Origin of the sequence: Streptomyces sp. NPDC002730, assembly GCF_042888805.1 — a bacterium.
Classification (GTDB): Bacteria; Actinomycetota; Actinomycetes; order Streptomycetales; family Streptomycetaceae; genus Streptomyces.
The window spans coordinates 294,064-320,110 of the sequence record NZ_JBIAQG010000010.1 but is presented as its reverse complement, the minus strand read 5'-3'; the positions used below and the strand labels follow the sequence as shown (position 1 = coordinate 320,110).

The 26,047-nt window shown below is 70.4% G+C and carries 25 protein-coding genes and 1 pseudogene; 13 read left to right on the top strand and 13 right to left on the bottom strand.

Features of this window, described 5'->3' with window-relative positions; translation table 11 throughout:
* Positions 1-453 precede the first annotated feature (453 nt).
* Both ACFYXH_RS26245 and ACFYXH_RS26240 read left to right on the top strand, forming a co-directional pair.
* Positions 454-1,383, top strand: coding sequence for a trypsin-like serine peptidase (locus tag ACFYXH_RS26245; protein WP_389567544.1), 930 nt, complete (start codon positions 454-456; stop codon positions 1,381-1,383).
* Positions 1,384-1,404: 21 nt separating this feature from the next.
* Complete coding sequence (locus tag ACFYXH_RS26240) at positions 1,405-1,632, top strand: hypothetical protein (protein ID WP_389567541.1); 228 nt, start codon at positions 1,405-1,407, stop codon at positions 1,630-1,632.
* Between the two features lie 672 nt (positions 1,633-2,304).
* On the opposite strand, the gene ACFYXH_RS26235 is transcribed toward ACFYXH_RS26240, so the two are convergent.
* Positions 2,305-3,318 (bottom strand): hypothetical protein, encoded by a 1,014-nt coding sequence (locus tag ACFYXH_RS26235; RefSeq protein ID WP_389567538.1) that lies wholly within the window; start codon positions 3,316-3,318, stop codon positions 2,305-2,307.
* 110 nt (positions 3,319-3,428) lie between these two features.
* Between ACFYXH_RS26235 and ACFYXH_RS26230 the strand changes: the two genes are divergently transcribed.
* Positions 3,429-3,866, top strand: coding sequence for a DUF4442 domain-containing protein (locus ACFYXH_RS26230; protein WP_327328217.1), 438 nt, complete (start codon positions 3,429-3,431; stop codon positions 3,864-3,866).
* A 95-nt stretch (positions 3,867-3,961) separates the two neighbouring features.
* On the top strand, positions 3,962-4,624 hold the full coding sequence (locus tag ACFYXH_RS26225; protein ID WP_389567535.1) for a DedA family protein: 663 nt from the start codon (positions 3,962-3,964) through the stop codon (positions 4,622-4,624).
* A 22-nt stretch (positions 4,625-4,646) separates the two neighbouring features.
* On the opposite strand, the gene ACFYXH_RS26220 is transcribed toward ACFYXH_RS26225, so the two are convergent.
* Positions 4,647-5,177 (bottom strand): gamma carbonic anhydrase family protein, encoded by a 531-nt coding sequence (locus ACFYXH_RS26220; RefSeq protein WP_389567532.1) that lies wholly within the window; start codon positions 5,175-5,177, stop codon positions 4,647-4,649.
* A 221-nt stretch (positions 5,178-5,398) separates the two neighbouring features.
* Between ACFYXH_RS26220 and ACFYXH_RS26215 the strand changes: the two genes are divergently transcribed.
* Positions 5,399-6,139 carry an acyltransferase gene (locus ACFYXH_RS26215; protein ID WP_389567529.1) on the top strand — a complete coding sequence of 247 codons (741 nt, stop codon included), beginning with the start codon at positions 5,399-5,401 and terminating at the stop codon, positions 6,137-6,139.
* An 8-nt stretch (positions 6,140-6,147) separates the two neighbouring features.
* Here ACFYXH_RS26215 and ACFYXH_RS26210 read toward each other — a convergent pair whose 3' ends face one another.
* The gene (locus ACFYXH_RS26210; RefSeq protein WP_327322091.1) at positions 6,148-7,014 is read right to left on the bottom strand and encodes a DMT family transporter; all 867 of its coding nucleotides are present in this window, start codon (positions 7,012-7,014) and stop codon (positions 6,148-6,150) included.
* A 93-nt stretch (positions 7,015-7,107) separates the two neighbouring features.
* On the opposite strand from ACFYXH_RS26210, the gene ACFYXH_RS26205 reads away from it, so the two are divergent.
* Together ACFYXH_RS26205 and ACFYXH_RS26200 are read left to right on the top strand one after the other, a co-directional pair.
* Complete coding sequence (locus tag ACFYXH_RS26205; protein WP_389567525.1) at positions 7,108-7,680, top strand: helix-turn-helix domain-containing protein; 573 nt, start codon at positions 7,108-7,110, stop codon at positions 7,678-7,680.
* 44 nt (positions 7,681-7,724) lie between these two features.
* On the top strand, positions 7,725-8,288 hold the full coding sequence (locus tag ACFYXH_RS26200; protein WP_389567522.1) for a YbaK/EbsC family protein: 564 nt from the start codon (positions 7,725-7,727) through the stop codon (positions 8,286-8,288).
* A 19-nt stretch (positions 8,289-8,307) separates the two neighbouring features.
* Here the strand turns inward: ACFYXH_RS26200 and ACFYXH_RS26195 are convergent, their stop codons facing one another.
* On the bottom strand, positions 8,308-9,078 hold the full coding sequence (locus tag ACFYXH_RS26195) for an aminoglycoside N(3)-acetyltransferase (RefSeq protein ID WP_389567748.1): 771 nt from the start codon (positions 9,076-9,078) through the stop codon (positions 8,308-8,310).
* Positions 8,967-9,374: a CoA-binding protein gene (locus ACFYXH_RS26190; RefSeq protein WP_389567519.1), complete on the bottom strand. Its 408-nt coding sequence runs from the start codon at positions 9,372-9,374 to the stop codon at positions 8,967-8,969. The genes ACFYXH_RS26195 and ACFYXH_RS26190 overlap by 112 nt, the downstream gene beginning before the upstream one ends.
* Positions 9,375-9,436: 62 nt before the next feature.
* On the opposite strand from ACFYXH_RS26190, the gene ACFYXH_RS26185 reads away from it, so the two are divergent.
* Genes ACFYXH_RS26185 through ACFYXH_RS26175 form a run of 3 tightly spaced genes read left to right on the top strand, consistent with a single transcriptional unit; the run spans position 9,437 to position 14,523 of the window.
* On the top strand, positions 9,437-10,063 hold the full coding sequence (locus ACFYXH_RS26185; RefSeq protein ID WP_389567516.1) for a YigZ family protein: 627 nt from the start codon (positions 9,437-9,439) through the stop codon (positions 10,061-10,063).
* Positions 10,064-10,105: 42 nt separating this feature from the next.
* On the top strand, positions 10,106-11,272 hold the full coding sequence (locus ACFYXH_RS26180) for an exonuclease SbcCD subunit D (RefSeq protein WP_389567514.1): 1,167 nt from the start codon (positions 10,106-10,108) through the stop codon (positions 11,270-11,272).
* Positions 11,269-14,523, top strand: a complete 3,255-nt coding sequence (locus tag ACFYXH_RS26175; RefSeq protein ID WP_389567511.1) for an AAA family ATPase — start codon at positions 11,269-11,271, stop codon at positions 14,521-14,523. Before ACFYXH_RS26180 ends, ACFYXH_RS26175 begins: the two co-directional genes overlap by 4 nt.
* Here the strand turns inward: ACFYXH_RS26175 and ACFYXH_RS26170 are convergent.
* The gene (locus ACFYXH_RS26170; protein WP_389567509.1) at positions 14,513-14,959 is read right to left on the bottom strand and encodes an Lrp/AsnC family transcriptional regulator; all 447 of its coding nucleotides are present in this window, start codon (positions 14,957-14,959) and stop codon (positions 14,513-14,515) included. The genes ACFYXH_RS26175 and ACFYXH_RS26170 overlap by 11 nt on opposite strands.
* Before the next feature lie 94 nt (positions 14,960-15,053).
* Between ACFYXH_RS26170 and ACFYXH_RS26165 the strand changes: the two genes are divergently transcribed.
* Complete coding sequence (locus tag ACFYXH_RS26165) at positions 15,054-15,536, top strand: rhodanese-like domain-containing protein (RefSeq protein ID WP_389567506.1); 483 nt, start codon at positions 15,054-15,056, stop codon at positions 15,534-15,536.
* Positions 15,537-15,982: 446 nt separating this feature from the next.
* Here ACFYXH_RS26165 and ACFYXH_RS26160 read toward each other — a convergent pair whose 3' ends face one another.
* Positions 15,983-17,665 (bottom strand): DUF885 domain-containing protein, encoded by a 1,683-nt coding sequence (locus tag ACFYXH_RS26160; protein ID WP_389567503.1) that lies wholly within the window; start codon positions 17,663-17,665, stop codon positions 15,983-15,985.
* Positions 17,666-17,735: 70 nt separating this feature from the next.
* Positions 17,736-18,230, bottom strand: a complete 495-nt coding sequence (locus ACFYXH_RS26155; RefSeq protein WP_389567500.1) for an Lrp/AsnC family transcriptional regulator — start codon at positions 18,228-18,230, stop codon at positions 17,736-17,738.
* A 59-nt stretch (positions 18,231-18,289) separates the two neighbouring features.
* On the opposite strand from ACFYXH_RS26155, the gene ACFYXH_RS26150 reads away from it, so the two are divergent.
* Positions 18,290-19,489 carry a trans-sulfuration enzyme family protein gene (locus tag ACFYXH_RS26150; protein ID WP_389567498.1) on the top strand — a complete coding sequence of 400 codons (1,200 nt, stop codon included), beginning with the start codon at positions 18,290-18,292 and terminating at the stop codon, positions 19,487-19,489.
* Here the strand turns inward: ACFYXH_RS26150 and ACFYXH_RS26145 are convergent.
* From ACFYXH_RS26145 to ACFYXH_RS26125, 5 genes are all read right to left on the bottom strand, one after another.
* Positions 19,425-20,825 (bottom strand): GNAT family N-acetyltransferase, encoded by a 1,401-nt coding sequence (locus ACFYXH_RS26145; protein WP_389567495.1) that lies wholly within the window; start codon positions 20,823-20,825, stop codon positions 19,425-19,427. The genes ACFYXH_RS26150 and ACFYXH_RS26145 overlap by 65 nt on opposite strands.
* A 308-nt stretch (positions 20,826-21,133) precedes the next feature.
* Positions 21,134-21,490: a winged helix-turn-helix domain-containing protein gene (locus ACFYXH_RS26140; RefSeq protein WP_389567492.1), complete on the bottom strand. Its 357-nt coding sequence runs from the start codon at positions 21,488-21,490 to the stop codon at positions 21,134-21,136.
* The gene (locus ACFYXH_RS26135) at positions 21,487-21,909 is read right to left on the bottom strand and encodes a hypothetical protein (protein WP_389567489.1); all 423 of its coding nucleotides are present in this window, start codon (positions 21,907-21,909) and stop codon (positions 21,487-21,489) included. The genes ACFYXH_RS26140 and ACFYXH_RS26135 overlap by 4 nt, the downstream gene beginning before the upstream one ends.
* A 56-nt stretch (positions 21,910-21,965) precedes the next feature.
* Entirely contained in the window at positions 21,966-23,543 is a 1,578-nt protein-coding gene (locus ACFYXH_RS26130) for an alkaline phosphatase D family protein (protein ID WP_389567486.1), read from the bottom strand.
* A gap of 161 nt (positions 23,544-23,704) precedes the next feature.
* Complete coding sequence (locus ACFYXH_RS26125; protein ID WP_389567483.1) at positions 23,705-25,159, bottom strand: PLP-dependent aminotransferase family protein; 1,455 nt, start codon at positions 25,157-25,159, stop codon at positions 23,705-23,707.
* 47 nt (positions 25,160-25,206) lie between these two features.
* On the opposite strand from ACFYXH_RS26125, the pseudogene ACFYXH_RS26120 reads away from it, so the two are divergent.
* A pseudogene (locus ACFYXH_RS26120) lies at positions 25,207-26,046 on the top strand (DMT family transporter); the annotation flags it as partial.
* Between the last annotated feature and the right edge of the window lies 1 nt (position 26,047).

Below are 26,047 nucleotides of genomic sequence, written 5' to 3'. Positions count from 1 at the left end.
CTTTCCGGCGGAGATGCAGACAATTTTTCTGCGTCCCGCCGGGCGCGGCGCCCGGCGGCGCATCACAGGAATTCCCCGCAAGGGCTGCCGTATTTCACAAGGTGCGGCGAAGGCAGGCGAGTTCGCCCGCCCCGCCTGCAGATGCCGTGTCAAGGCCCCATACGCCACCCGCACTCGTCAACACCCCGCACACAAGTATTCGGCAAACAAGCGGTGGACCCGGACTGACTGAAATGCGCAACACGGCTACAAATAGCGGAGGGACTGATTTCTGACTATCCCTTGGGTACTTGCCAGACCTACGGTCGCTACTGCTCCGCGCGTTGACTGGCGAATTCCAGCAATGTGCGTCCGAATCGACCATTGGGGGTATCACTCGTGCGAAGTCTGAGACACGCACTTCTACCGCTGGCCACTGCCGCATTGCTGGCATTGGCCGGGGCGGGTCCCACCATGGCGGAACCCGCCCCCGCCGGGCCCGGATCCGCTGCCGTCCCCGTCGCAGCCGCGACGACTGCCACCTCCACCGCGCGGCTCGCCGGCGGTGCGCCGGTCGACTCGCCGGCCGCCGCCGCCGCGCTGGCTCGCTACTGGACACCGGAGCGGATGAGGACAGCCATCTCGCTCGACCGGGTGGCCGGGTCGCCGCGCGCCGCCCAGAGCAAGGCCGGATCCACCGGCCGGCCGGGATCGACCCCGCCCGCCAAGGGAAGGTCGGACACGGTCAGGCCGCTGATCAACGAATCCGCCGCGGTGGGCAAGGTGTTCTTCACCAACCCCAGCAACGGACTCAACTACACCTGCTCGGCCAGTGCACTCAACAGCGCCTCCAAGCAGATGCTGATCACCGCCGGGCACTGTGTACACGGGGGCAGCGGTGGCACGTGGATGACAAACTGGACCTATGCGCCGCGCTACCGCTCCGGTGCCCGTCCCTTCGGCACCTTCGCCGCCAAGCAGTTCCGCACTTTCAACACCTGGATCAGCAGCAGCGACCTCGGCCGGGACGTGGCGATGGTGACCACCTGGCCGCTCAACGGCAACAAGATCGTCAATGTCACCGGCGGTCACGGACTGAGCTGGAACTTCTCGCGCACCCAGGCCGTGACCGTGATGGGCTACCCGGGCAACCGCGACAACGGCGAGCTCCAGTGGGCCTGCCAGGGCACCACGCGAGCGGTCAGCGACGGCCGTATTGAGATCCAGTGTGACTTCGGCGGCGGATCGAGTGGCGGGCCGTGGCTGCGGGAGTTCAACGATGCCACCGGCCTGGGGTCCGTCAACGGGGCGATGAGCACGCTCGCCGCAGGCGGCTGGAACCGGAGCTCGTACTTCGATGACGCGGTCAAGGCGATGTTCGACGCCCAGGGCGGCGTCACCTGACAAACCGACAGGAGCAGTCCAGTGCGTCGCAGTAGTTTGAGCCGATGGGGAACCGCCGCTGCTCTGCTCGCCGTTGTCGTGGCGGTGGCCGCATGGCGTACCGCCGCGACCGCCCCGGCCCCCGAGCCGCAGCCGGACTCGGGGACCACCGGCAGCGATGTGCGGCAGAGCCCCGACGAGGTACGTGACTACTGGACGCCGGAACGGACGAAGGAGGCCCGGCCTGCACCGATGCCGGAAGACGGCTGAAGCGGCGAGCCGGACCGGTCGGGCCGGGCCGGGCGCGGGTGGTGCGGGCAAGTCCCGTGGCCCCCGCGCCCGTTCGGACCTCAGGCCGACGCCGGCTCTGTTTTCGCCACCATCAGTTGCTGCCACATATCGATCCGGTCCGGGACCTCGGTCTTCTCGCTCAACCGCAACTGATAGCGGAACCCCTGCTCCGCTGCCGGTCAATTGCACCGACACCATGGCCAACTCGCCACCTCTGGGGGGCAATCCGCGCAGCTAGGCACCTTTCGCCACCTGGTAGTGTACCGATATCGAACGCGTGACCTACGTATAGGCGTTCGATGTTCCAGGAAACGGGAGGAATAGCATCATGGGCAAAAGGGTGCGTGCGTTCGCTGTCGCGGGAGCGGCTGCCGCCGCCGTGTTGACCTTGGCGGGACCTGCAACTGCCATACCTGCGGGGAAGATTATCCTCGGTCCTGTCGCCAAGTCGACCTGCATGCTGCATGCGAGGTGGGAAGGCAGGTGCGTCCACATCCAGAAGAGCAATGAAATAGAACTGGAAACGGGATGGTACGTCGTTAGCTAGCTGCGGCTCGCGCCCGGGTGGGTTCCGTAATCATGTCGGCTGCGGTGGCGGAGGGCCTCCGCCACCGCAGCCGACATGTGTGTTTCCGGGCCTCTAGTTGCGTCCTATGAGGCGGCGCTCTTGTCGGCGAGTCGTACCGTGCTCAGGATCTGCTGGATGGTCGCGTCCGAGACTTCATCCGAAATACCCGTGTTGGCGTAGAGGATCCATGTCTTGTAGTCGCCCGCGGCGTCCTTGAAGGAAAAGGCGATTGCCTTCCCGTCCGTGTCGCACTTGTTCGACTTCTTCACGCCGAGAGCAGTGGCGGTCGCAACGCTACCCGTGAGGCCGGACTTGGTGGTGTACGCTTTCGGCTTGGCGATTTTGACCGTTCCCTTGGGTTCGGTCTGGGCATAACCGGCCCAGGCCCAGGTACCCGCCTCGTTGTAGGCGGCCGTGGCAGCATCTTTCGCGCCACTGGCTCCCTTGGTTCCGGCCGTGCTCAAGCCCCAGTCCTCGACCTTGCCGTCCTTGTCGCTGTCGAAGGTGCACCACTTGCTCTTGTAGTGCGCTGGGGCCGTCATGAAGGCGACCGGTGAGCCGTCGCCTTTCTTCTCATCCTCGAATCCCACGCCTACGCCGGATCCGGCCACCTCCCAACCGGCTGGGACGTCGAACTGCGTACCGTGCTTGGGGTTGGTGACGACCTTCCAACCCGCGATGGTGGGCTTGGCGTCCTCACCGCCGCGCGGATTCTCGGTCGGCGAAGCGGGAGCCTGGCTGGGCTTCTGCGACCCCGGCGTCTTGGAGGCGCCGGCCTCCTTGCCGCTCTCGTCGGTCGTGCCCTCGTCCTCGTCGTTCAGCACGAGGACACCGGTGATCACCGCGGCCGCGACGACGGCGGTGGCCGCGACGATCGCGACGATCGTCGTCGTCTTCTTGTTGTCCTGCGGCGGCTGCGGCCCACCGGACGGCTGCCCGGGCACGGCGTACTGCGGCGCGGTCGGCTGCTGGTACGGGTTGGGCTGCTGGTATCCCGCCTGCTGATACGGATTCGGCTGTTGGTACCCCGGCTGCTGGTACGGGTTCTGGTCCTGCGGGTTCTGCTCGCCCCCGGGCGGCTGCTGTCCTGGCCACATGGCGAGCAACGATAGAGGTGCCGCCTCACCGCTGCCACGTCCACCCCCGACAGGGGATGGCCAAGCCGTGCTACTCGTGGGTAACATCACGGTCCATGAGCACTGATCAGATGTCCGTCGGCGAGATGCTCGCCGCCACGGTTCCCATGGCCAGGACCCTGAACCTGGAGTTCCTCGAGACCACCGCCGAGCGTGCCGTCGTCCGTATGCCGGACCAGGCCGATTTCCACAACCACGTCGGCGGACCGCACGCCGGAGCGATGTTCACGCTCGCCGAGACCGCGAGCGGAGCCATCGTCATCGCCGCCTTCGGCGACCAGATGACCCGCGCCGTACCGCTCGCTGTCAAAGCGGAGATCGGCTACAAGAAGCTGGCGATGGGCGTCGTCACGGCGACCGCCACCCTCGGCCGCCCCATCGCGGACGTCGTCGCCGAACTGGACGCGGGCGAACGCCCCGAGTTCCCGGTCGTCATCGCCATCCAGCGCGAGGACGGCGCGGTGACCGGTGAGATGACCATTGTCTGGACGCTGCGCCCCAACGCCTGAAACCGGAAACGGGCTGACCAGGTAAGCTGCCCGGCGTGCGCCGACGGGGCGCACGCCGGGCAGCTGATGCCCCGCGAACTCGGGAGGAACCGGCGTTGCACGTCCAGGAGTGGCTGGAGACCGTCCCTGCGGTGAGCGTCTATCTCCTGGTGGGGGTGGTCATCGGCCTCGAGAGCCTGGGCATCCCGCTGCCGGGCGAGATCGTCCTTGTCAGCTCGGCGCTGCTCGCCTCCCAGCACGGCCACATCAATCCGTACATCCTCGGCGGCTGCGCGTCGGCCGGCGCGATCATCGGTGACTCCATCGGGTACGCCATCGGCCGTAAGGGCGGAAGGCCTCTGCTGGCCTGGCTGGGCGGGAAGTTCCCCAAGCACTTCGGCGAGGCCCAGATCGCCATGGCGGAGCGCTCGTTCGAGAAGTGGGGCATGTGGGCCGTCTTCTTCGGCCGCTTCGTCGCACTGCTGCGCATCTTCGCGGGGCCGCTCGCGGGCGTACTGCGCATGCCGTACTGGAAATTCCTCATCGCCAATGTCCTCGGCGGGATCCTCTGGGCCGGCGGCACGACCGCCGTCATCTACTCCGTCGGCGTCGTCGCGGAAGCCTGGCTCAAGAGGTTCTCCTGGCTGGGGCTGGTCCTCGCGGTCCTGATCGGGCTCACTTCGATGCTCATCCTGAAGAGCCGCGCCAAGAAGGCCGCCGCGCAGTCGCAGACCCAGCCGGCGGGGACCGAGCCGGAGCCCGTCCCCACCGCCGACTGAGCTGCTCTCACGGCCGGACCGGTCAGGCTTCGTGCGCCGCGCGGTGCTCCTTGGCGAGATCCACATAGACCGCGGCGTTGAGCTTGATGCCCTCGAGCTCTTCCTCGCTCAGCTCCCGCCTGACCTTCGCGGGTACGCCCGCGACCAGCGATCCTGGCGGGACGCGCATCCCCTGCGGCACCAGCGCCTGAGCCGCGATCAGCGAACCGGCACCGATGTGGGCGCCGTTCAGGACGGTGGCGCCCATGCCGACCAGTACGTCGTCCTCGACGGTGCAGCCGTGCAGTACGGCGTTGTGGCCGACCGAGACGCGCTCGCCGACGGTGACGGGGAAGCCAGGGTCGACATGCACGGTGCAGTTGTCCTGAATGTTGCTGTCGGCGCCGATGACGATCGGCCCGCAGTCGGCGCGGAGCACGGTCTGGTACCAGACGCTCGACCCGGCAGCCAGGGTGACATCGCCGACGACCACGGACGTCGGCGCGGTGAACGACCCGGGGTCGACCTTCGGGGTCCTGCCGCCCACGCCTGAAATCAAAGCCCGCTCCGCCATGCCTTCTCCTCGGTGCTCACCGGTCGCGCGTAGGTGAACCGTAGGCGACCGGCCGGGCGGGACTCACGGGAGGGGTGCTCGGCCGGTGCTCGGCCGGCACTCGCGTACGCCTTGGCGCGAGGGCACCCGATTGGGCCGTCCGCCACGTCGGACGACGGGTGGGGCGAACATCACAGCACACCGCGATGATCAACCCAGGTGCGGCCGACTACCGTATGCGGGTGCCGAAGAACAGAAACACGTTCTCATCGCTCACCGCCTGGCGGAGGCGCGTCCTCGCGTCCGCCGTCCACCGAGGCTGGCACTGGGTGCAGGAGGCGGGAGCCGTCACCGCCGAGCACCCCGGACGGCTGCGTTTCCGCCGGCTCGGCTCCGGCACCCGGCTCGCCTTCCCGCAGGGCACCGTCTTCGGTGAGGCCTGGATCGAACTCGGCGACCACTGCATCATCGGCGAGCAGGTCACCCTCACCGCCGGGATGATGCCGGGCCTGGACCTGGGGTCCGACCCGATTCTGACCCTGGGCAACGGTGTGGTCCTGGGCCGCGGCAGCCATGTCATCGCCGACACCAGGGTGACCATCGGCTCGGACACGTACTGCGGTCCGTACGTCTACATCACCTCGACCAACCACAGCTACGACGACCCGCACCAGCCGGTCGGCAAGCAGTGGCCCCGCACCGAGCCGGTGGAGATCGGTCCCGGATGCTGGCTGGGGACCGGCGCGGTGGTCCTGCCCGGCGCGCGGCTCGGCCGCAATGTGGTGGTGGCCGCAGGCGCGGTGGTACGAGGAGAGGTGCCCGACCACTCGGTGGTGGCCGGGGCCCCCGCCCGGGTGGTACGGAGCTGGGATCCGGTCCGCGGCTGGGAGCCTCCGCTGCGTACGCCCGCTCCCGTACCGATTCCGGAAGGCGTCACTCCGGAGCAGCTGGTGGCGCTCGCAGACCTGGAGCCGGACTCCTAGGGCCTGTTTCAGCCGCTCGCTAGCAGCACCGTGCCCACCAGTGCGAGACCGGCGCCGGTCGCCTGGACCAGGCGCAGCCGCTCCTTGAGGATCACAAGTGCGGCGAGCACCGTGACCACCGGGTAGAGGTTCGCGAGTACGGCGGCGATGGTGACGGGGCCGTGCTGCGCGGCGATGGAGTAGGTGCCGTTGGCCGCGACGTCGGCGAGTCCCACAAAGGCGAGAGCGGGCAGCGAGGACCGGATGACCCGCATCCCGCCGTCCTCCGGCAGCGCCCGGGCGCCGCGCTTCACCGATACGTACAGCGCCGCGCCGCCGACCGTCACATTGGTGACGCGCTGGACGAAGAGCGCGAGGAAGAGCCCGGTGATGGTGGTCGAGGCCTCCGCGATCAGGGACATCACCGCGCCGAAACCGAAGGCGGCGAGCAGCGTCAGCAGGATCGCCTGCCGCTGCACCGGCGCACCGCGCAGCTGGGGTCCGCCCGCCAGCACGATGCCGGCCACGGCCACCGCGATACCGGCGAACTGGAGCAGTCCCGGCCGCTCGCCGATGATCAGCCCGAGGCTGACGGGCACGGCGACGCCCAGTGATCCGAGCGGCGAGACCACGCCCATCGGGCCCAGCGCGAGTGCCTTGTAGAAGCTCAGCATCGCCACCGGGCCGACCGTGCCCGCCGCGACGGCGTACCAGAGCTGTGGACCTGCCTCCTGCCAGCCGCCGGTCGCGAGGACGATCGAACCCAGCACCACGACCGCGATCGACTGCGAGGCGACGACGACCGTGAGTGCCGGGGTACGTCGCGTCAGCAGTCCGCCGCCGAAGTCGGCCAGCCCCCAGAGGAAGCTGGTGGCCAGGGCGAACAGTGCGGTCATGACGAGCCTCGCAGTACAGTGCAGTGAACGTTTGGGTGCACCACACGGTAGTGCAGTCTATTGAACTCTGTCATCCAAAATATTGGACGGAATGTGTCGGACCTCGACCAGCTCACGCAGTCGCTCGCCCGTAATCTCAAACGCTGGCGCGGCGAGCGGGGGTTCACGCTCGACGCTCTCGCCGCTCGGGCGGGGGTCAGTCGCGGCATGATCATTCAGATCGAGCAGGCGCGTACAAATCCGAGTGTCGGGACGACAGTGAAGCTCGCCGACGCTCTCGGCGTCAGCATCACCACGCTCCTCGACTACGAGCAGGGGCCGCAGGTCCGCCTCGTACCTCCGGAGCAGGCCGTACGCATGTGGTCCACCTCGACCGGCAGCTACACCACGCTGCTGGTCGGCACCGAGCGCCGTGGGCCGCTCGAACTGTGGGGCTGGCGGCTGATGCCGGGCGACGAAAGCGCCTCCGACCCGCACCCCGACGGGACCGTCGAGCTGCTCCATGTCACCGCGGGCGAGCTCACCCTCGTCGTCGACGGCGAGCCTCACTCCGTACCGGCCGGGACCTCCGCGACCTTCGAGGCGAACGTCCCGCACGCCTATCGCAACGACGGCGACGAGACGGTCGAAATGACCATGGCGGTCTCCATCCCGCCCGTACGCTGAGACGATCAATCGCGGGCGAGGGCACGGCTGTTAGCGTTGCGCGCATGCGCGCCCCCATCGGGAACTTCGACGACGCCCGGCCCGCCGTCGACTGCCTCGGCCTACTGCCCCCGCCGGTCGCCGACGCGGTCCGCGGCCGGCGCGGCGATGTCTCCGTCGAGCAGCTGATCTACGTCGACACCGACCCGGAGATCGCGGACACGGCGGTCTTTGTGGAGCACTACGGGCAGGAGCTGCTCGACGAGTCGGCGAACTGTGTGGTCGTCGCGGGCAAGCGGGGAGGCGAGTCCACGCTGGCCGCCTGCGTCGTCCTCTCCAGCACGCGGATCGACGTCAACGGCGTCGTACGCCGGCAACTGGGCGCGCGCAAAGCCTCGTTCGCCTCCATGGACACAGCGACCGGCGAGACCGGTATGGAGTACGGCGGGATCACGCCGATCGGGCTGCCGGCCGACTGGCCACTCCTGGTGGACTCCGCCGTCGTCGACACGGAGTGGGTCCTGATCGGCAGTGGGCGGCGGCGCGGAAAACTGATCCTTCCGGGCAAGGCCTTCGCCGGGCTGCCGAACGCCGTCCTCGTCGAGGGACTGGGAGTCGGGCTCTCTTGAAGCCCCGGCGCGGCAGCGTTCACTCCGGCACCGCCCGCGACGTCCGGTGCTCCCGCAGCCACCCCCGCGCGAAGTCGACGGCGTCGACCAGCCCCAGCAGTCGGCTGTGCGCCGAACCCACCGGACACGTCCGTACACCTCCGCAGCTCGCGCCGCGTTCGAAGTCCGCCCCGAGAGCGGCGAAATCACTGTCGTACAGATTCACGTCCTCGTACTCCCACCACCGACGTCCGCCGTTCGCGGACACCACACAGCGGTAGCGGCGCCTCGGCGGTCCCGGCACCCGGTACTCGCCGAGATGAAACGCGGTGCAGGTGTCGAATCCCGTACCCAGGAGCAGCACTTGGGCCCGCAGCTCGTACAGCCGGGCCGGTGGCGATCGTTCGCCGAGATGGCAGTCGGCGCTGTGGTCCGCGACGATCCGCCCGGCGCGTGGTCCGAGCGCCGCGAACGACGTCTGCGGATGGCCGCTGCGAAGCGCCCCGGGAGACAGCCGGACCGTCTCGGCCAGTGCGCCCATCGAGGGTGCGGGGGTCGTCGCCCTGTCGAACGGCGGCATGCTCGCCCGTACGGCCGCCCGGTCCTTGTCGCCGAGACCGCGCACCCGGTCCCGGTAGCTGGGGGAGGTGTCGGAGTTCTCCGGGGTGAAGGAGGGCGGCTCCCCCCGCTGGTGGACTCTCAGCCGAGCCGTGGGATCTCGATGGCCGGGCAGCGGTCCATGACCATGTCGAGACCGGCCGCGCGGGTGCGCTCGTAGGCATCCTCGTCGATCACACCCAGCTGGAACCAGACCGCCTTCGCGCCGATCGCGGCGGCCTCGTCCGCGACCGGCCCCGCCAGGCCGGAATTGACGAAGACATCGACCACATCGACCTCGAAGGGGATGTCGGCGAGCGTGGCGTAACCCTGCTCGCCATGGACCGTCTCGGCCTTGGGGTGCACCGGCACGATGCGCTTGCCATAGCGCTGGAGGACATCGGCGACGCCGTGCGCGGCCCGCGTCTCGTTGTTGGACAGGCCGACCATCGCCCAGGTGTCACCCGTCGAGGTCAGGATCCTGCGGATCGTCTCTGCGTCTGCGTGCATGCCCGGGACAACGGGCGGCCGGCGCGGAGCATTCCCCTCCGGGCGGCGCATAGGGTGGCGGAATGCAGGAGCAGTACCGGACGGTCGCCCGCGAGGGCGTGCACGAGACCGAGATCAACAGATCGCGCTTCATCTGCGCGCTCGCCCCCGCCGCCACCGAGGAGGAGGCGCAGGCCTTCGTCGCACGCATCCGCAAGGAGCACCCGACCGCCACCCACAACTGCTTCGCGTACGTCATCGGTGCCGACGCATCCGTGCAGAAGGCGAGCGACGACGGTGAACCGGGCGGTACGGCGGGCGTACCCATGCTGCAGATGCTGATGCGGCGAGAAGTCCGTTATGTCGTCGCTGTCGTCACCCGCTACTACGGCGGCGTGAAACTCGGGGCGGGCGGGCTGATCAGGGCGTACGGGGGAGCGGTCGGCGAAGCCCTGGACGCGCTCGGCACTCTCACCAGGCAGCGCTTCCGGCTGGCCACCGTCACCGTCGACCACCAGCGGGCGGGCAAGCTGGAGAACGATCTGCGGGCGACAGGGCGGGATGTGCGCGAGGTGCGGTACGCGGAGTCCGTCACCATGGAGATCGGGCTGCCGGACGCCGACATCGACGACTTCCGTTCCTGGCTGGCCGACGCGACGGCGGGGACGGCGGGACTGGAACTCGGCGGTGAAGCGTACGGAGATGCCTGAAGCCGCCTGTGATGTCCGACCCCACCGTTACTCTCGAGGATCATGAGATTCCTGCATACGTCGGACTGGCACCTGGGGCGGTCGTTCCACCGGGTGAGCATGCTCGACGCCCAGGCCGCGTTCCTCGACCACCTGGTGGCGACGGTGCGCGAGCGCGACGTGGACGCGGTGCTGGTCGCAGGAGATGTCTATGACCGGGCGGTGCCGCCGCTGGCGGCAGTTGAGCTCTTCGACGAGGCGCTGCACCGGCTGGCCGCCGCAGGCGTGCCGACCGTGATGATCTCCGGGAACCACGACTCGGCGCGCAGGCTCGGCGTCGGCGCGGGGCTGATCGAGCGCGCCGGCATACATCTGCGCACCGATCCGGCGGCGTGCGGCACGCCCGTGCTGCTGAGCGACGCGCACGGCGCGGTGGCCTGCTACGGGCTGCCGTATCTCGAACCCTCCCTGGTGAAGAGCGAGTTCAAGACGGAGAAGGCGCGCCACGAAGCCGTACTCGGCGCGGCGATGGAGCGCGTACGGGCCGATCTCGCGACGCGTGAGGAGGGCACCCGGTCCGTCGTCCTCGCGCATGCGTTCGTCGCGGGCGGCGAAGAGAGCGACAGCGAGCGGGACATCACCGTCGGAGGAGTCTCCGCCGTGCCCTCCGCCGTGTTCCGCGGTGTCGACTATGCCGCACTCGGACATCTGCACGGCTGCCAGACCATCACGGAGCGCGTGCGCTACTCCGGATCACCGCTCGCCTACTCCTTCTCGGAGGCCCATCACCGCAAGACGATGTGGCTCATCGACCTCGGGGCGCGGGGCGAACTCACCGCCGAGCGCATCGACTGCCCCGTGCCGCGCGCTCTCGCCCGGCTGCGCGGCACGCTCGACGGACTGCTCGACGATCCGGCGCTGGTCCGGCACGAGCAGTCGTTCGTCGAGGCGACCCTCACCGATCCGGTGCGCCCGGCCGAACCGATGGCGCGCCTCACCGAGCGGTTCCCGCACACCCTGAGCCTCGTCTTCGAGCCGGAGCGCCCCGGCGAGGACACCGCCACCTCGTACGCACAGCGGCTGAAGGGACGCAGCGACCAGCAGATCGCTGAGGACTTCGTGGCTCATGTGCGCGGCGGCAGCGGGCCCGACGACCGGGAACGCACCGTGCTGCGCGGAGCCTTCGACCACGTACGGGTGGACGAGGGTGTACGCGAGGTGGCCCGGTGAGACTGCATCAGCTGACTGTCACCGCCTTCGGCCCCTTCGGCGCCGGCCAGCAGATCGACTTCGACGCGCTGTCCACCGCCGGGATCTTCCTCCTGCACGGACCGACCGGCGCCGGCAAGACCTTCGTCCTCGACGCGGTCTGCTTCGCGCTGTACGGGGCGGTGCCGGGCGCACGACAGAGCCCTGGAGCGTCGCTGCGCAGCGACCACGCCCCGGCCGGCACCCCCACCGAGGTGTGCCTCGAACTGACCGTGGGCGGACGGCGACTGGAGATCAGACGCCGTCCGGCCCAGCCGCGTCGCAAGAAGAACGGCAAGGGCTTCACCACCGAACGGGCCCAGAGCTGGCTGCGCGAGTACGACGCCGGGATGGGCGAGTGGCAGTCGCTGAGCCGCTCCCACCAGGAGATCGGCGAGGAGATCACTCAGCTGGTCGGGATGAGCCGCGACCAGTTCTGCCAGGTGGTGCTGCTGCCCCAGGGAGACTTCGCGCGCTTCCTGCGCGCCGACGCCGAGGCGCGCGGCAAACTACTTGGACGGCTCTTCGACACCCGCCGCTTCGCCGCCGTCGAGGAACGCCTCGCCGAACAGCGGCGCGTGGCCGAGCAGCAGGTACGCGCCGGTGACGAGCGGCTGCTCGCGATCGCCCACCGGATGGAACAGGCCGCGGGCGCGACGGCCGGCGACTGGCCGCTGCCCCAACAGCAGCCGGGCGACCCCGGGCTCGCCGCGGCCGTCCTCGCCTGGGCGGCCGTCGCCCGCGCGGGCGCGCGGGAAATGCTGGACATCGCCGACTGCGCGCTGGCCGCGACGGAGAGCCGGCAGGCCGCCGCCCGGCACGCCCTGGACGCCGAGCGTGAACTCGCCCGGCTGCAGCAGCGGTACGGGGACGCACGGCAGCGGGCCGAGGCGCTCGAAGCGCGGCGCCCCGAACGCGAAGAACTGCAGGCGCGGCTGGAGCGGGCCCGCAAGGCGGAGCTGGTGGGGCCCGCGCTGAGGCTGCGCGACGACGCCGAACGTGAGCACCGCAGCGCCGACGCCGAAAGGGAGCGTGCGCGGTCCGTACTTCCGCCGGACCTCGCGGAGGCCGGCGCGGAACAGCTGGCGGGGCTCGAACGCAAACTGCGCCAGGACCTGGGCGGCCTCGAAGCCGCCCGGCGCGCGGAGGGCCGCAGCGCGGAGATTGCCCGCGAACGCGCGGACCTGGACCGTCAGGCCCGGGCGGACGACGACATCATCCAGGACGCGGCGGGCTGGCTGTCCGGCTGGGAGGGTGTCCGGCGAAGCCACCAGGAGCGGATCGTGGCGTCGCAGGAGGCGGCCACCCGTGCCGAGAACCTGACCGGACAGCTCGAACCGGCCCGCCGAAGGCTGCGGGCGGCAAGTGAACGGGACCGGCTCAGGGCGCGCACCGAGCAGGCCGAGGAGCAGCTGCGTACAGCCCGGGACCGCGCGAACAGCGCGCGCGAGAGCTGGCTAGACCTGAAGGAGCGCCGACTGCGGGGCATCGCGGCGGAGTTGGCAGCCGGGCTGGTGCCGGGCCGGCCGTGCGCGGTCTGCGGCTCGGCGGAACACCCTGCGCCGGCCCGCGCCGGGGACGGGCATGTCGACCGTACGGCGGAGGAAGCGGCGTACCAGGACTCAGCACGGGCGGACGGGGCGAAGGCGGACGCCGAACGTGAACTGGCGGTGGTACGCGAGGCGTTCACGACGGCGCGGGAGGCGGCGCGGCTCACGCCGACGGGGGCTGGGACGCGGGGCGACGCGGGGAGCAGGACTTCCGCGGCCGGGGAGCCGGAGGGCCCGGAGGTGAGGTCCGGTGACGCGCTCGACCGGGCGAAGGCCGAACCAAGGTCTGGCGACGTGGAGCTCGATGCGACGAGCGGCGGGGTGGGGCGTGCCGAGGCCGCGACCGTTGATGGGCGGGACACGGTCGGCAGCTCTGTGTGGCGTTCCGGCGTGGCGGCCGATGGCGACGACCCCGACGCAGGTGAACTGCGCTTGTTCGTCGAACAGTTGGAGCGCGAGCACCGGGACGCGCACAGCCTCGCCTCCGGTATGCACGCCGCCCGCGAGGCGCTCGACCGGGCCGAGCGGGAGCGTGAGGAGCGGCTTGGCGCGCAGCAGCAGGCCGAGCGGCGCGCCGCCGCGCGGACTTCGCAGCGGGAAGCCCTCGACCGCGAACAGGCCGCGCTGGAAAGCGAACTGGCCCGGGCCAGAGGCGGCGCGCGCAGCGTCGCCGAGCACTCCGCGCTGCTGGAGCGCCGGGTGCGGCTGCTCGTCGAGGCGGCCGAGGCCGTACGGTCTGCCGACGCCACCGAGCGGCGACTGAAGGAGGCCGACGACCGGCTGGCCGACGCGGCGTTCCGGGCCGGGTTCGACACACCGAGCGCCGCGGCAGCCACGCTGCTCGGCGACGCGCAGCAGCGTGACCTCCAGCATCGGATCGACGCCTGGCAGACCGAGGCCGCCGCGGTCGCCGACCGGCTGGCCGAAGCGGACACCCGGAGCGCCGCCGAGCACGGCGCCGCCGACCCCGAAGCCGCTCTGGCCGCCCATGACGCCGCCGAGCGTGCTCTGCGCGACGCCGCGTCCGGGCTCGCCGCGGCCCGCGACCGGTGCGCGGAGCTCGCCCGGCTCTCCCGGCAGGCAGTGCTGGAAGTCCGCAGGCTCGGCCCGCTGCGCGAGGAGTACGACCGGGTGGCCCGCCTCGCCGGACTCACCGCGGGCACCTCCGCAGACAATGAGCGCAAGATGCGCCTCGAGTCGTACGTCCTGGCGGCCCGCCTCGAACAGGTCGCGGCCGCCGCCACCGTACGGCTGCAGCGCATGTCGTCCGGCCGCTACACCCTGGTGCACTCCGACGCCCGGGCCGGCGGCAAGCGTTCCGGGCTCGGACTGCATGTCGTCGACGCCTGGACCGGCAGTGAGCGTGACACGGCGACCCTCTCCGGCGGCGAGACCTTCTTCGCCTCGCTCGCGCTCGCGCTCGGTCTCGCCGACGTCGTCACCGGCGAGGCCGGCGGCGTCCAGCTGGACACCCTCTTCATCGACGAGGGCTTCGGCAGCCTGGACGACCAGACCCTGGACGAGGTGCTCGACGTGCTCGACTCACTGCGCGAGCGGGATCGCAGCGTCGGCATCGTCAGCCATGTCGCCGATCTGCGCCGACGGATCCCCGCCCAGCTGGAGGTCGTCAAGGAACGGCACGGCTCGGCGGTGCGGCTGCGTGCCGCGCCGCTCAGCGGCTGATCGCCCGGCGCGGCAGCGGTGAGGAGTAGACGACGCTCGTCGTCACCGAGCCGAGTGCGCCGATCTTCCCGGAGACCTCCTCGAGGTGCTTCATCGACCGGGTGGCGACCTTGAGTACGAAGCAGTCGTCGCCCGTCACATGATGGGCCTCGAGGATCTCGGGTGTGGTCTCCAGCAGATCGTGGAACGGCTTGTAATTGCCGTTCGGATAGCGCAGTCGTACGAACGCGAGGATGGGGAGCCCGAGCCGCTCCTGCTCCACCACCGCGGTGTATCCGGATATCACCCCGGCCTCCTCCAGCCTGCGGATCCGCTCGGTCACGGCGCTCGACGACATGGAGACGACCCTGGCCAGCTCGGCGAAGCTGGCCCGGCCCCGGCTCTGCAGGGCTTCGAGGATGCGCCAGTCCGTGGCGTCCGGTGAATATCCGGTCATGCTCGAGAGATAGCAGGGAAATCCCCGGCCGATCAAGACAAGTTCCGGGAAATCTCACTTCAGGGAAACGATCCCCGACCGTAGATTTTCGGTCATGACTACGACGCAGCTCGCCACGAACCCCGTCCTCCGCGTGCCGCCGGCCTCGCCCGCGGCGGCCGCCGCCTACTTCGGGGCCGACCTGGCCTTTCACACCGATGTCTCCGATGTCGCCTCGGCGCTGGCGGCCGGCGGCGACCCGGGTTTCGTGATCCTCGACTCCCGCTCCACCGAGTCCTGGGACCAGGGGCACGTACCCGGTGCGGTCCATCTGCCGACCGCGCTGATCGCCGAACAGGCCGACCAGCTGCTGGACAAGTCGGTGCCGGTCGTCACGTACTGCTGGGGCCCCGGCTGCAACGGAGCGACGCGCGCGGCTCTGGCCCTCGCCGAACTCGGCTACCAGGTGAAGGAGATGCTCGGTGGTTTCGAGTACTGGGCGCGTGAGGGCTTCGAGTTCGAGACCTGGGAGGGCAGCCGCAAGCGCGACGCCGACCCGCTGACCGCGCCTCTCGACTCGGACGACTGCGGCTGCTGATCCGGACCCGCCACCCGCAATCCGCTACCGCACGACGGACGGGTACGGGCGCAGGAACGGCGCGTCCGATGCGCTGGAGTCCGGACCGGACGCGCCGCCCGCAGGACGACATCGAGTACGGCGTCGCTGTCGTATGCGCAATGCCCGCTCGCCCAGGCCGTATCGCCCTCGACGACCGCCCGACCGTCGCCGCCGCTGTCGCCGTCCGCACGGTCCCGCGACGTCGACCACGATCGCGCTCGGCAGGTCCGCCGCCTCCGGACGCGCGGCGAACTCCAGCACCTCGCCCGGGCGCGGGGTGTCCGCCGGCGGCGCCACGTCCAGCGATGCGCACACCGCGTACCGGCTCCCCGTCGTCGCCGCGCGGGCCGACGGTGGCCGGGCTCTTGCCATTCGGCTGAGCCCGGCCGCCGCGGCGGGCCGTTCCCGACTCCGGTCGTCCGCTGTCAGAGCTTCGACAGCTCGTCGACCAGATCGTCCAGGCCCAGCGAGCCCTGCGACAGGGCCGCCATGTGCCAGGCCTTCGCGTCGAACGCGTCGCCATGTGCCTTGCGCGCGTTCTCCCGGCCCAGCAGCCACGCCCGCTCACCCAGCTTGTAGCCGATCGCCTGTGCCGGAACGGACAGATACCGCGTCAGCTCGCTCTCCACGAAGTCCGCCGGCCGTCCGCTGTGGCTGCCGAAGAACTCCTGCCCCAGAGCCGGTGTCCAGCGCTCGCCCGGGTGGAACGGCGAGTCCGCCGGGATCTCCAGCTCCAGATGCATGCCGATGTCCACGATCACCCGGCATGCCCGCATCATCTGCGCGTCCAGATAGCCCAGCCTGCGCTCCGGGTCGGGCAGGAAGCCCAGTTCGTCCATCAGCCGCTCCGCGTAGAGCGCCCAGCCCTCGGCGTTGGCGCTGACCCCGCCGATCGTCGCCTGGTAGCGGGAGAGCTGGTCCGCGACATGCACCCACTGCGCGATCTGCAGATGGTGGCCGGGAACGCCCTCGTGGTACCAGGTCGACACCAGGTCGTACACCGGGAAACGCGTGGCGCCCATGGTCGGCAGCCAGGTACAGCCGGGGCGGCTGAAGTCTTCGGACGGGCCGGTGTAGTACGGCGCCGCCGCGCCGCCCGGCGGAGCGATCCGGGACTCCACCTTCCGTACCCGCTCGGCCAGTTCGAAGTGCGTGCCGTCCAGCGCCTCGATCGCCTCGTCCATGATCTTCTGCAGCCAGGCCCGCACCTCCTCGACGCCCTCGATGTGCTCACCGTGCTCGTCGAGGTGCGCAAGCGCCTCCCAGGGCCCTGCGCCCGGAAGGATCTTGTCCGCCTCGGTCTTCATCTCGGCCAGCAGCCGGTGATACTCGGACCAGCCGTATGCGTAGGCCTCGTCGAGGTCGAGGTCGGTGCCGTTGAAGTAGCGCGACCAGCGGGCGTAGCGCTCGCGGCCCACCGTGTCGGGCGCGTCCGCCACGGCGGGGGCGTAGACATCGCGCATCCAGTCGCGCAGTTCCGCAAGTGCCCCGGTCGCACTGCGGGCCGCCTCGTCGAGCTCGGTGCGGAGCGTGAGGGGGCCGCCCGCCGCGAACTCCTCGAACCAGCTGCGATCCGTGCCGAGCCACTCGGTCATCTGGTCGATATTGGTCCGGGTCGCACGGGGGCCGCCCAGCAGCTTCCGCTCGAGTCCCAGCGCCAGCGAGGCGCGGTAGCCCTCCAGGGCGCGCGGCACCGCCCGCAGCCGCTGCGCCACGGCCGCCCAGTCCTCATCGGTCTGCGTCGGCGTCACGGTGAACACCTCGCGCACCGTGTGCACCGGCGAGCGCATATTGCTCACCGTGCGCAGAGCCTCATCGGTTTCGTGCACGGCGAGTTCCGCTGTCAGACGCTCTCGCAACAGCCGGCCGCAGCGCCGTTCCGCATCGCTCTCCGCGGCCGGCAGCTTCTCGGCATCGTCCAGCCTGGCGAGTGTCTCGCGAGCGAGTTCGGCGAAAGCCTCCTGACCGGCTGGTGAGTAGTCGGGAAGGAGGCCCGAGCTCTCCTTGAGTCCCAGATACGTGCCGATGGTCGGGTCGAGTTCGATGAGTGCGTCGACGTAGGAGTCGGCGACCTGTCGTGGCAGCGCGCTGCTGGAAGTGACTGGCATGCGCACATCCTCATACGACTGAGGCCTCCGCGTCACCATCATTGGATCTCAGTCGCCTGTCAGTGGCCTGTCAACGATCCTGGACGCCGACCGGCGTCGGAGGCAGCAGCGGGCCGCAGTCCCACTGCTGGAAGATCAGTCGCGTCTCGACCCTGGCGACTTCTCGCCGTGAGGTGAACTCGTCCACCACGAGACGCTGCAGATCGGCCGTGTCCGTCACGGCCACATGCACCAGATAGTCGTCGGGACCGGTGAGATGGAACAGCGCTCGGGACTCGGGCAGCGCGCGGATCCGCTCCACGAACGGACCGATCAGTTCCCGCCGGTGCGGCCGGACCTGCACGGAGAGGAGTGCCTGCAGCCCACGCCCCAGCCGGGCGGGATCCAGGGCCAGCCGATGCCCGAGGATCACGCCTGAGCGGCGCAGCCTGGTCACCCGGTCCAGGCAGGTGGACGGCGCCACTCCGACCTCCGCAGCCAGCTCGCGATAGGTGGTCCGGGCGTCGTTCTGCAGCAGACGGAGTATGTGCAGATCCACCGGGTCGAGTGCGACAGATTCAGCCATTCGCCGAACGTAACACGACCTTTGGCCATTACCTCCCGGTAGGTGTTCAGAGTGCGGGCATGGAGAACGCAGCCTCGGTCACCCCCGCACCCCGGGCCCTGGCCACCGAAGCAGTACACGCCGGACGCGAGGACCTCGCAGAGCTCGGCGTGCACGCCCCACCGCTGGACCTGTCCACCACCTACCCGTCGTACGACGCCGCAGGTGAGGCCGAGCGTATCGACGGCTTCGCCGCCACCGGCGCGCGCCTGGAGGGACCGCCGGTCTACGCCCGGCTCGACAACCCGACCACGGCCCGTTTCGAGACAGCGCTCGCCAGGCTGGAAGGAGCCGAGAGCGCGGTCGCGTTCGCCAGCGGGATGGCCGCGCTCACCGCCGTACTGCTGGTACGGGCGAGCATGGGGCTGCGTCACGTGGTCGCCGTCCGGCCGTTGTACGGGTGCAGCGACCATCTGCTGAACGCGGGGCTGCTCGGGACCGAGGTGACCTGGACCGACCCCGCGGGCATCGCGGAGGCGATCCGGCCGGAAACCGGCCTTGTGATGGTGGAGACGCCCGCCAACCCGACGCTCGCCGAGGTCGATCTGCGAGCCGTTCGGCACGCCTGCGGCTCCGTGCCGCTGCTCGTCGACAACACCTTCGCCACGCCTGTACTGCAGCGGCCGGTGGAGCACGGGGCGCGGATCGTGCTGCACAGCGCGACCAAGTACCTGGGCGGGCACGGCGATGTGATGGGCGGAGTGGTGGCCTGCGACGAGGAGTTCGCCCGCAGCCTCCGGCAGGTGCGGTTCGCGACCGGCGGCGTCCTGCATCCGATGGCCGGATATCTGCTGCTGCGTGGACTGTCCACGCTGCCGGTACGGGTACGGGCCGCCTCCGCCACGGCGGCCGACCTGGCCGGCCGGCTGGCCGCCGACCCCCGGATCGCCCGGGTCCACTATCCGAGCGTGGGCGGGGCGATGGTCTCTTTCGAGGTGTACGGGGACCCGCGGAGCGTGATCGCGGCCGTGCGGCTGATCACGCCGGCGGTCAGTCTCGGCAGCGTCGACAGCCTGATCCAGCACCCGGCCTCCATCAGCCACCGCATCGTGGCTGAGGGAGACCGGCGCTCGGCGGGCGTCAGCGACCGGCTGCTGCGGATGTCGGTCGGTCTTGAGGACGTGGAGGATCTATGGCGTGATCTGACCGAGGCCCTCAGCGCTCAGCCTGTTCGTACGGAAACAGCGCGCGTACGGGAGTCGCGTCAAGTCGGGCGGTGATGACCAGCGTGCCCTCCTCGATCTGGTAGTCGAGCGGCAGGTTCAGGGCGCGCATGGCTGCCACCATCGCGGTGTTGGAGGAACGGGTGACGGCGTAGACGTTTCCGCAGCCCGCCTCGACAGCGAGGGTGACCAGTCGGCCGAGCAGCTCCGAGCCGATGCCGCGGCCCTGCCATTCGTCCTCGACGAGCAGCGCGACCTCGGTCTCGTCCCCGTCCCAGAGGAGATGTCCGAGGGCGACGAGACGGCCAGAGGCGGTCTGGACGGCGAGGGTGCGGCCGAAACGCGGGCTGAGCAGGTGGTTGAGGTAGCGGTCGGCGTCGCCGACCGGGCCGTGGTAGCGCATGCTCAGGGTGCGCTCGGAGCAGCGGTCGTGCATGGCCACGGCGGCTTCGACGTCGCCCTGGTCGACGCGGCGCACGGTGATCTCGTTGCCCTCGGGGAGGGTGAGGACGTCCTGGCTGCGCGGGATACGGGGGCCGAGGCGCGCGTCCAGTTCCACCAGGGCGCGGGCCCGCGCGAACTCGGTGGGCGTGAACGGAAGATAGGGCCGTTCGACGGTGATGGCTCCACCGTTCGGGTCGCGCAGCCGCATCACCGTCTCCTCCAGCACGCCTTCCACCGGCGGGATCTCTCCGGTGGGCCGGCCCGTCAGCGAGACCGGGGGCAGCGAGTGGATCGTGCAGCGGCCGAGCAACTGGCGCAGTGCCAGCGGCAGTTCGGCCGCGTCAAGGGCGGTACGGGTGGCGAGGCCCAGCACCCGGGTGGGGGTGTCGACGAGATCGTGGGCGTCGGCCCGCTCGATCCAGGTGTTGCTGCCGCCCGCCCCGGAGATCTCCCGGGTGAGCTGCTGCGCCTGCAGGGACGCGGGGGCGCGCAGCAGAAACTCGTCCACCGTGCCCTCGGCCAGCGGATGGGTCTGGAGGGTGAGGATGTCGACCCGGTGCTGTGCGAGGGCGATGCACAACGCGGCCAGGCTGCCGGGTGTGTCCCGCACAGTGGTCCGCATCCGCCACAGCGCCGTCTCGTACAGCTCGCCCCGTGCCGCGGCCCCGGTCGCGGAGGACACCGCCATCCCGGCATCTCCGGTGACGTCGATGCTGTCCGCCGGAGGGGCATGACTGTGGTGTCGTGCCCACCATGTGTGGAAAGCGGCCGTGGCGACGAGGGCCACGGCTGAGGCGATGAGCAGGAACGGGCCGTCCGGCCCGTGCCCGATCATGTTCGCGATGGCGTCGGCGACCGCGACGGCGGTGAACATGGCTGCCAGTTCGACGAGATCCCGCCGCCAGTGGTGTGGGCGGCGGGCACTCTTCGCAGAAGTCACATCTGTCATGCCATCACTGTGACCGAACGGTGTTGCGTGATCACGAACGCTTTGTGACTGACGGGTTAAGCATCAATCTGGACGGCTATAGGCTGATTTTCGCCGTTCCTGGCGTGGAGTGATCGCTTCCCTGTCGCAACGCGGCCACCAGCTGGGATGCGCCGGTGACCAGCTGGGATGAGCCACCGCGACCGGCGAGGGCCGAGAGCCCAAGTATCTCTGCCGTTCCGCCGCCGGCCGGCCCCGCTGTCGTCGTGACCGCCGCGCCGCAGCGCTCGGCGCAGTCTGCCGCCACCTCCTTGGGCCGGGGCGATCGGTCAGGAGCCGGCTATGGCCCGTAGCGCCTCCAGATGCCGCCGGTATACGGCGCGTCCCTCGTTCGTCAGAGACAGCCAGGTCCGCGCCCGCCGCCCCACCCTGCCCTTGTCCACCCCGACCCAGCCGGCTTCCTCGAGAGCCGCGACCTGCTTGGACAGTGCTGAGTCGGTGACCTCGACCAGGTCGCGCACAAACCCGAACTCGGCCTTGTCCAGCGGTGCCAGGGCCGCCACGATCGACAGCCGGACGGGCGAGGTGAGCAGCGGGGCGAGCGCGTGGCGCGGATGCGTACCCGTCTCCTTCCCGGCGTTCTCGGCCTTCCCGTCGTTCCCGGTCCGCTGCGTTCTCTTCGTCATGCCGACCGCCGTGTCTCCTGCCAGGCACCGACCGCCGGCGGCAGCGCGCACCACAGGGCTCCGATCACCGCGAAGACCACGCTGCCCTCGAAGGCGGAGACGCTGAGCGCGACGGTGAGGGAGTAGGCCACCGCCCAGGAGCCGATCAGCGCGCCGTGCCGGGCGCCGAACCCCCGGCGGATGACGCGCTGCCGGGCTGCGTACATGCTGAGCCCCCCGACGAGCACGGCATTGATGACCGCGAAGACGAGTGCCGCGGACCGCCCTTGCCACAGCACCGCCATCGGTACCAGTACCAGTTGACCGGCGGCGAAGACGACGAGATACCGCGCGTACCAACCGCTGCCGCGGCGGCGTGTGGCGCTCTCCGCGAGGTTCGCGCGCTTCAACGCCGCCGCGGCATCCGTCTGTTCACTCATACTTGTGAGAATGGCACTTACTTTCCAAAGTGGCAAGTAAGTGCTGGGCGCGTGTCCTACTGCCCCACACGCCCGGGCTGAAGCACCTTGCTGAACAGGACCGTTCCGCCCTCTGCCCGCAGCCGGACCGTCAACTCACCACTGCCGCCGTCGATGTCGACCTCGCCGAAGTACTGCGGCGACTCCATCGGCGAGACATTGGCCCGCTCCGGCGCCCGGACGAAGACCCGCTCAGGACCGAAGGTGGCGTCGAGCGCGTTGGCCGGGAAGCCGCCGGCGGCCAGCGGCCCCGAGACGAACTCCCAGAAGGGCGCGAAGTCCTTGAAAGCCGCCCGCGACGGGTCGTAGTGCTGCGCCGAGGTGTAGTGCACATCCGCGGTGAGCCACACAGTGCCCGTGATCCGGCGCTGCTTGATGTACCGCAGCAGCTCGGCGATCTGCAGCTCACGCCCGAGCGGCGCTCCCGGATCCCCCTGTGCGACGGCCTCGAAGTTCGCCGTCCCGTCCGCCACGACCAGCCCGAGCGGCATGTCCGAGGCGATCACCTTCCACACCGCGCGCGACCGCGACAGCTCACGCTTGAGCCAGGCGAGCTGCTCGGCGCCGAGGATGCCCTGTGCGTCGTCGGGCTGCCGGCCGGGGGAGTTGGCATTGCGGTACGAGCGCATGTCGAGGACGAACACATCGAGCAGCGGTCCGTAGCGCACCACCCGGTGCACACGGCCGTCGCGCCCGGGGGCGGCGAGCGTCGAGACGGGGAAGTACTCGCTGAAGGCACGGCTCGAGCGCTCCGCCAGCACATCCACGTTCTTCTCGGTGTAGCGCGGGTCGTCGAGGATCTGGCCCGGGTACCAGTTGTTGCGCACCTCGTGGTCGTCCCACTGCACGACCGTGGGCACTTGCGCGTTGAAGCGCCGGACGTTCTCGTCGAGCAGGTTGTAGCGGAAGTTCCCGCGGAAATCCGCCAGCGTCTGCGCCACCTTGGACTTCTCCTCGGTGGTGATGTTCCGCCAGATCCGGCCGTCCGGCAGCGTCACGCTCGGCTCGATCACGCCGTCCGCGTAGATCGTGTCCCCACTGCAGAGGAAGAAATCCGGGTCGAGACGGCGCATCTCGTCGTATGCGCGATAGCCGCCGATGTCCGGGTTGATGCCCCAGCCCTGCCCCGCGATATCGCCCGACCACAGAAAGCGCACTCCTTCACGGCGCTTGGCGGGCGCCGTACGGAAGGTCCCGTAGACCGGCTCCCCGGTGCGGCGGGGGTCTTCCGGGTCGGCGAGCGTGACCCGGTAGTGCACCTGCTCACCGGCGGGCAGTCCGCGCAGCGCGGTCCGTCCCGTGAAGTCCGTGTCGGCCTCGACCAGCGGACCGTGCCATCTGTGCGTGTGCCGGAAGGACTCAGTCGCGGACGTCTCCACGATCATCCTGGCGGGCCGGTCGGAGCGGACCCACACCAGACCGGACGAGGAGGTCACATCGCCGGTCTGCACACCCCATGCGGCGCGCGGGCGGCCGGACAGCGCGAGCGCAGGCGCCGCTCCCATCGCGGGCAGAGCCAGTGCCGCCGAGGCGGCGACCGTGCCGCGCAGAACGGAACGGCGGTCGGGGGAGGGTATCCGCGGGCTGTGTGACATCGCTGTGCCTCCAGGGCAGGGCTCGGGCCGGTGTGCCGTGCCATGCCTACTGCCCGGCTGCGGCCGCCACGCGAACCCCGGGTGAACAACCGGCCCTGCGCGGCGTACGAGGACAGTCCAACGGCCCCGCAGGACCGAGGCACTTCACAGCCCGAGGCACTTCACAGCGCCTTCCGCACCGCCTCCGCCATCAGCCGCACGCCGCGCTCGATGTCGGTCGGCGCCAGATGCGCGTACCCGAGGACCAGCCGCACTCCGGCGTCCCCCTCGTCGGCCGCCATGTAGTCGGCCAGCGGGCGTACCGCCACCCCGGACCGTGCCGCCGAGTCCAGGAATCGCGGCTCGGGGCCGTACCGCTCGGGCAGCCGCGCGATGATGTGCAGACCGGCGGCGATACCGCTGACCTCGGTGCCGGGGAAGTGGTCCGTGAGGGCGCCGACGAGCGCGTCGCGCCGCTCCCGGTAGGCACGCTGGCAGCGACGGAGCTGCCGGTCGTAACCGCCGTGGTCGATGAAGTCGGCAAGGAGCGCCTGGTCCAGGGCCGGGTTGCCGAGATCCATGGTGCGTTTGCGTTCGACGACCTCGTCCGCCAGACGGGAGGGTACGAGCAGCCAGCCCAGCCGCAGCCCCGGTGCGAGCGACTTGCTCACCGACCCGGTGTACGCGACGCGCTCCGGGTCGAGACCCTGCAGCGCGCCGACGGGAGCCCGGTCGTAGCGGAAGTCGCCGTCGTAGTCGTCCTCCACGATCAGACCGTCCACGGCGCGCGCCCAATCGAGGAGTTCGGTGCGACGCTGCGCGGAGTAGGCGATTCCGGTCGGGAACTGGTGGGCAGGTGTCGTCACCACCGCACGTACACCGGAGCCCTGGAGCGGCCCGGTCGCCAGCCCTTCGCCGTCGAGCGGCAACGCGGTCATGTCCAGACCGGCCGCAGAGAACAGCGCTCCGTGCTCGTGGCTCCCGGGGTCCTCGACCCCCACCGTCCGCAGTCCGTGCCCATGCAGTACGAAACCGAGCAGCGTCATCGCCTGCGCCACGCCCGAACACACCACCAGGCATTCCGGATCGGCGACGACGCCGCGCCGCCGGGTGAGCAACGAGGCCAGCGCGGTGCGCAGCTCCGGCAGCCCGCGCGGATCGGGATAGCCCAGCGCGCGATGCGGCAGCCGCGCGAGCACGGACTTGTGCGCGGCGGCCCACGCGGCGCGCGGGAAGAGCGAGAGATCGGGCGTCCCGGGGCGGAAGTCCACGCGCGCGCCGGGAGCGCGTGGCGCCAGGTCCCCCACCCCGCGCACGGCGGGCCGCGCCGCGCCCCCGACCCAGGTTCCGGCGCCCCGGCCGCTGCGCAGGTAGCCCTCCGCCGTCAGCTGCTCGTAGGCCTCGGTGACCAGACCGCGCGAGACGCCCAGATCGGTGGCGAGCTCACGGCTGGAGGGCAGCCGCGTTCCCGCGCCCAGCCGTCCCGACCTGACCGCCTCGCGCAGCGCCGACTGCAAAGCGCGTCCGCGCTGCCGGGCCGGAGCGGCGGCCGCGGGCAGCAGCAGTTCCCAGGCGGCGTTCCACGAGTCACCTCGGGACGGCTCGCCCGTCGCCGGATTGGTCCCCGATGGCGTCATGAAAGTGGACCTTAAACCGGACCGCATCGCTGCCTAGCGTCGCCCCTATGAAAGTGAACTCCCTGCGCGCGGCGCTTCTCGTCACCTTGGCCTACCTCCTCGTCGGCGCCTCCTTCACCGCCAACAGCATCCTTGGCGACTATCCCTACGCGGGTGGCCAGGCGCTGCGCTACGCCCTCGCCTGCCTGCTCCTGCTGCCGTTGCTCGGCGGCCGGGCGGGCGTGTTGCCGCTGCGTGCCCTCCGCCTGCCGCAGTGGGGACGGCTCGCTCTGCTCGCCGCCGTCGGCATGGTCGGTTTCAACCTGGCGATCCTGGCGGCGGAACGCACCTCGGAACCCGCCGTTCCCGGTGTGTTCGTCGGCTGCGCCCCCGTCATCGTCGCCGTACTCGTACCGCTCCTGGACGGCCGTCGGCCCGCTCGCCCCGTGCTGTACGGAGCCCTGTTCGTCGCGGCCGGCGCCTTCGCCGTCCAGGGGTGGGGCCGTACAGGACCGGCCGGAATCGCCTGGTCGGTAGGCGCGCTGGCCGGCGAGGTCGGCTTCGCCGTGCTGGCCGGACCCGTGCTGCGAACGCTCGGTCCCAAACTGCTCACCGCCACCGTCTGTGGCATCGCTGCCGTCGAGTCCACGGTCTTCGGCCTCGTCCTCGACGGCTCGGGCTTTCTGCGCACGCCCACTCAGGCGGAGACCCTGGCGCTGCTGTGGCAGGCGGCCGTCGTCACCGTCGTCGGCTTTGTCTGGTGGTACATGGGCGTGCAGCGCATCGGCACCGAACGCGCCACGCTCTTCTCCGGACTGATCCCCGTATCCGCCGCGCTGACCGCGCCCCTGGTCGGTACGGGGACGTTCGGCCCGGCCCAGGCGGCGGGCGGTGTGCTGGTCGGAGCGG

Excerpts from the sequence above, each read along its gene's own strand:
- ACFYXH_RS26245 (WP_389567544.1), top strand. The coding sequence starts at position 454 with ATGGCGGAACCCGCCCCCGCCGGGCCCGGATCCGCTGCCGTCCCCGTC.
- ACFYXH_RS26235 (WP_389567538.1), bottom strand. The coding sequence starts at position 3,318 with ATGTGGCCAGGACAGCAGCCGCCCGGGGGCGAGCAGAACCCGCAGGAC.
- ACFYXH_RS26230 (WP_327328217.1), top strand. The coding sequence starts at position 3,429 with ATGTCCGTCGGCGAGATGCTCGCCGCCACGGTTCCCATGGCCAGGACC.
- ACFYXH_RS26220 (WP_389567532.1), bottom strand. The coding sequence starts at position 5,177 with ATGGCGGAGCGGGCTTTGATTTCAGGCGTGGGCGGCAGGACCCCGAAG.
- ACFYXH_RS26210 (WP_327322091.1), bottom strand. The coding sequence starts at position 7,014 with ATGACCGCACTGTTCGCCCTGGCCACCAGCTTCCTCTGGGGGCTGGCC.
- ACFYXH_RS26200 (WP_389567522.1), top strand. The coding sequence starts at position 7,725 with ATGCGCGCCCCCATCGGGAACTTCGACGACGCCCGGCCCGCCGTCGAC.
- ACFYXH_RS26190 (WP_389567519.1), bottom strand. The coding sequence starts at position 9,374 with ATGCACGCAGACGCAGAGACGATCCGCAGGATCCTGACCTCGACGGGT.
- ACFYXH_RS26185 (WP_389567516.1), top strand. The coding sequence starts at position 9,437 with ATGCAGGAGCAGTACCGGACGGTCGCCCGCGAGGGCGTGCACGAGACC.
- ACFYXH_RS26180 (WP_389567514.1), top strand. The coding sequence starts at position 10,106 with ATGAGATTCCTGCATACGTCGGACTGGCACCTGGGGCGGTCGTTCCAC.
- ACFYXH_RS26170 (WP_389567509.1), bottom strand. The coding sequence starts at position 14,959 with ATGACCGGATATTCACCGGACGCCACGGACTGGCGCATCCTCGAAGCC.
- ACFYXH_RS26165 (WP_389567506.1), top strand. The coding sequence starts at position 15,054 with ATGACTACGACGCAGCTCGCCACGAACCCCGTCCTCCGCGTGCCGCCG.
- ACFYXH_RS26160 (WP_389567503.1), bottom strand. The coding sequence starts at position 17,665 with ATGCCAGTCACTTCCAGCAGCGCGCTGCCACGACAGGTCGCCGACTCC.
- ACFYXH_RS26155 (WP_389567500.1), bottom strand. The coding sequence starts at position 18,230 with ATGGCTGAATCTGTCGCACTCGACCCGGTGGATCTGCACATACTCCGT.
- ACFYXH_RS26150 (WP_389567498.1), top strand. The coding sequence starts at position 18,290 with ATGGAGAACGCAGCCTCGGTCACCCCCGCACCCCGGGCCCTGGCCACC.
- ACFYXH_RS26145 (WP_389567495.1), bottom strand. The coding sequence starts at position 20,825 with ATGACAGATGTGACTTCTGCGAAGAGTGCCCGCCGCCCACACCACTGG.
- ACFYXH_RS26140 (WP_389567492.1), bottom strand. The coding sequence starts at position 21,490 with ATGACGAAGAGAACGCAGCGGACCGGGAACGACGGGAAGGCCGAGAAC.
- ACFYXH_RS26135 (WP_389567489.1), bottom strand. The coding sequence starts at position 21,909 with ATGAGTGAACAGACGGATGCCGCGGCGGCGTTGAAGCGCGCGAACCTC.
- ACFYXH_RS26130 (WP_389567486.1), bottom strand. The coding sequence starts at position 23,543 with ATGTCACACAGCCCGCGGATACCCTCCCCCGACCGCCGTTCCGTTCTG.
- ACFYXH_RS26125 (WP_389567483.1), bottom strand. The coding sequence starts at position 25,159 with ATGACGCCATCGGGGACCAATCCGGCGACGGGCGAGCCGTCCCGAGGT.